Genomic DNA, 4,233 nt, shown 5'->3' with positions numbered 1-4,233 from the left:
TGTTGTCGGGCTCGACCAGCGCCAGCCCGCCCGCGATCGTCGAACCATTCGTGACGAAGGGCTGCTGCCGAGCCGCGTCGAGCACGACGATTCCGGCCTTGAGCTGCGTTGCGGCGAGCTGGCGGATGTAGTCGCTGAGGCGCAGGCCTTCGGTCGGGATGTCGACCTCGCTGCCGATATTGGCGTCGACCGGCATGAAGTAGTTCTCTCCCGCGAGCTGCATGCCATAGCCGGCGAGATAGACCATCGCCACGGTGTTACCGTCGGACGACTGGGCCTTGTGAATGAAATCGCGAAAACTCTTGCGCAGCGTATCGGCGTCGAGATCGCGCGCGCCGACGACGTCGAAGCCGGCTGCCTGCAGGGTCTGAGCGATCAGGCCGGCGTCATTGGCCGCCGTGGCGAGCGCGCCCTTGGGATAAGCGCCATTGCCGATCACCAGCGCGATGCGCTTCTCCGGCGCGGGCTGCTGCGCTGCGGCAGGACGCGGCAAAGCAGCCAGCGCGAGCAGGCAGAGCACGACGCCGACGACGGTGCGAGAGTTGATCTTGGCCAAGCGCATGACGGTTCGAACCCTTATCGAGGCACCTGCCCCGGATACAGCACGCGGGTGGCTGAACCGCGGTTGAACGGAGGCATGCCGGAACAGCGGAGTTGCAGCTTTTTTGTTCCTTCGTCCCCGTGTTCCCCGCGCGGAACCGCCTGATCATGGCCGCCTCGTCGAAAAACCACCGCTGACGTCAGAGCTGCTGCACCTCGACCACGCCGGTCACGGCCTTGATGGCGCCTGCGATTTGTGGCGAAACCTTGAAGCGGCCGGGAAGCTTCATTTCCACTTCCGTCTCGAGGTCCAGCATCATCACCAGCAAGACCTCACCCTCGCCGGCTGCAGCCCGCGGCGGCGGCGCTGCGACGCCCTTGGCTGCCGCGCCATTGCCGTTGGCCGCGCCCTCTTCCGGCCCCTGCAGCCGCTTGACGATCGAATCGAGCGGCTTGGTATCGCGGAGGAAGATGCGCAGGCCGCGCTGCGTCTTGGCAGCGGCCTCGTCGAGCGGCTCGGCATGCAGCACGCGGGCGCGGACGTCCTCGCCTTGCAGCTCGGCGCCGAGCTGCAGCAGCACGGCGGCGCCGGGCTCGAGTACGTCGCGATATTGCGCCAGGCCCTCCGAGAACAGCACGGCCTCGAAATGACCGGTCGGGTCCGACAGACCCATGATGCCCATCTTGTTGCCGGTCTTGGTGCGCCGCTCCATGCGCGACACCACGGTGGCCGCGACCTTGCCGGCCGTGGCGCCGGTCTTCACCGCGCGCGAGAACTCCGCCCAGCTCTGCACCCGCAACCGCTTCAGCGCGGCCGCGTAGTCGTCGAGCGGATGGCCCGACAGGAAGAAGCCGATCGCGTCGTACTCGCGGCGGAGACGTTCGGCCGGCAACCAGTTCTCGATGTTCGGCAGGATGATCGCCGGCGCGTCGGCGGCGTTGCCGAACATGTCGTTCTGGCCGGAGGTCGCCGCCTCGTTGGCGCGCTGGCACGCGGCGACGATGGCGTCGGCGCCGGCGAACACCCGGGCGCGGTTCTTGTCGAGGCAGTCGAAGGCGCCGGCCGCCGCCAGCGTCTCGATGATGCGCTTGTTGATGGCGCGCGGACTGACGCGGCTGGCGAAGTCGGCGAGCGAGGTGAACGGCCCGCCCTTGTTGCGCGCTTCGACGATCATCTCGATCGCCTGCGGGCCGACGCCCTTGAGCGCGGCGAGCGCGTAGAAGATGGTGTTGCCGCTGACCTCGAAGGTCGGTCCCGAGCGGTTGATCGACGGCGGCTCGACCTTGATGCCGAGGCGCTGCGCCTCGGCGCGGAATTCCGACAGCTTGTCCGTGTTGTTCAGATCGAGCGTCATCGATGCCGCGATGAACTCGACCGGATAATGCGCCTTCATGTAGGCGGTGTGGTACGATACCAGCGCGTAGGCGGCGGCGTGCGACTTGTTGAAGCCGTAGTCGGCGAACTTGGCGAGCAGGTCGAAGATCGTGTCGGCCTGATCTTTCGGCACGCCGTTCTTGACGGCGCCCTCGACGAAGCGGACGCGCTGCTTGTCCATCTCCGCGCGGATCTTCTTGCCCATGGCACGGCGCAGCAGGTCGGCTTCGCCGAGCGAATAGCCCGACATCTGCTGCGCGACCTGCATCACCTGCTCCTGGTAGATGATGACGCCGAAGGTTTCTTTAAGGATCGGCTCCAGGATCGGATGCAGATATTCCGGCTCCTCCTCGCCGTGCTTGCGCGCGCAGTAGGTCGGGATGTTGGCCATCGGGCCCGGGCGATACAGCGCCACCAGCGCGATGATGTCCTCGAAGCGGTCCGGGCGCATGTCGATCAGCGCCCGCCGCATGCCCTGGCTTTCAACCTGGAACACGCCGACCACATCGCCCCGCGCCAGCATCTGGTAGCTCGGCGCGTCGTCTATCGGCAGGGTCGCGAGATCGACATGGATATCGCGCTGCTTCAAGAGCTTCACCGCGACGTCGAGCACCGTCAGCGTCTTCAGGCCGAGGAAGTCGAATTTCACGAGGCCGGCCGGCTCGACCCATTTCATGTTGAACTGGGTGACCGGCATGTCCGATTTGGGATCGCGATACATCGGCACCAGCTCGCTGAGCGGCCGGTCGCCGATGACGATGCCCGCGGCATGAGTCGAGGCGTGCCGCGTCAGGCCCTCCAGGCGCATCGCGATGTCGAAGGCGCGCGCCACCACCGGATCCTCGTCGCGAAACGCCTGCAGCTTCGGCTCGCCCTCGATGGCGGCGGCGAGCGTGACGGGTGCGGCCGGGTTCTGCGGCACCAGCTTGGTCAGCTTGTCGACCTGGCCATAGGGCATCTGCAGCACGCGGCCGACGTCGCGCAGCACGCCGCGCGCCTGCAGCGTCCCGAAGGTGATGATCTGCGCCACCTGGTCGCGGCCGTAGCGCTGCTGCACGTAGGAGATCACCTCGCCGCGGCGGTCCTGGCAGAAGTCGATGTCGAAGTCCGGCATCGACACGCGCTCGGGATTGAGGAAGCGCTCGAACAGCAGCGCGAACCGCATCGGGTCGAGGTCGGTGATGGTCAGCACCCACGCGACCAGCGAGCCGGCGCCGGAGCCGCGGCCCGGGCCGACCGGTATGCCGTGCGCCTTGGCCCATTTGATGAAGTCCGACACGATCAGGAAGTAGCCCGCGTACTTCATGCGCATGATGACGTCGAGCTCGAACGCCAGCCGCTTCTGGTAGTCCTCCTCCGTCATGCCCGGCGCCATGCCGTGCACCTTCAGCCGCCGCTCCAGGCCCTCCTCCGCCTGCCGCTTGAGCTCGGCCGCCTCGGCGCTGGCGGCGTCGACGGCATCGCCGGAGCCGGCGCCAACCGTGAAGAACGGCAGGATCGGCTTGCGCGTGCGCGGCCGGTACGAGCAGCGCTCGGCGATCTCCACCGTCGAGGCCAGCGCCTCCGGCAGGTCGGCGAACAGCACCGCCATCTCGGCGCGGGTCTTGAAGCGGTGGTCCGGCGTCAGCTGCACGCGGTCGGTGTCGGCGATGAGATGGCCGCCGGCGATGCACAACAGGGCGTCATGCGCCTCGTAGTCCTCGGAGCTGGCGAAATACGGCTCGTTGGTGGCGACCAGCGGCAGGCCCTTGTCATAGGCGATATCGATCAGCCCACCCTCGACGCGGCGCTCACGCTCCGCGCCGTGGCGCTGCAGTTCGATGTAGAGCCGATCGCCGAACAGGCCCGCCAGCCGCTCGCAGCGCTGTCCGGCCAGCGCCGCCATGTCGTGCTGGAGCGCGAGCGAGATCGGGCCGTCCGGTCCGCCCGTCAGCGCGATCAAACCGTCGACGCCCTCGGTCAGCCAGTCGAACTTGATGTGCGGCGCCTGATGCGTCGGCGTCTCCAGGAACGCCCGCGAGTTCAACCGCATCAGATGCCGGTAGCCCTCCTCCTTCGCCGCCAGCAGGACGATTCGCGAGGGCTGCGCGACCGCGCCCGCATTGCGCGCATTCGGATCCATGTCGCCGAAATCGATCGCGAGCTCGCAGCCGGCGATCGGCTGGATGCCATAGCCCGCCATCTTGTCGGAGAATTCGAGCGCACCGAACATGTTGTCGGTGTCGGTCAGCGCCAGCGCCGGCTGGCGGTCGGCCTTGGCGAGCTCGCCGAGCTTGGCGATCTTGATCGAGCCCTTCAGCAGCGAATAGGCGGAGTGG

The 4,233-nt window shown here is 67.4% G+C and carries 2 protein-coding genes; both read right to left on the bottom strand.

The features are described from left to right. A partial coding sequence (locus BRAS3809_RS00785; protein ID WP_035654789.1) for a caspase family protein occupies nucleotides 1-562 on the bottom strand: 562 nt, incomplete at its 3' end. Nucleotides 563-740: 178 nt separating this feature from the next. Next, the coding region (dnaE, locus tag BRAS3809_RS00780) for a DNA polymerase III subunit alpha (RefSeq protein ID WP_035654786.1) at nucleotides 741-4,233 on the bottom strand (3,493 nt) is incomplete at its 5' end.

Origin of the sequence: Bradyrhizobium sp. STM 3809, from assembly GCF_000239795.1 — a bacterium.
In the GTDB taxonomy this organism is placed as follows: Bacteria; Pseudomonadota; Alphaproteobacteria; order Rhizobiales; family Xanthobacteraceae; genus Bradyrhizobium.
Note: the sequence above shows the minus strand (reverse complement) of the source record. Positions and strands in the feature narration are given on the sequence as shown.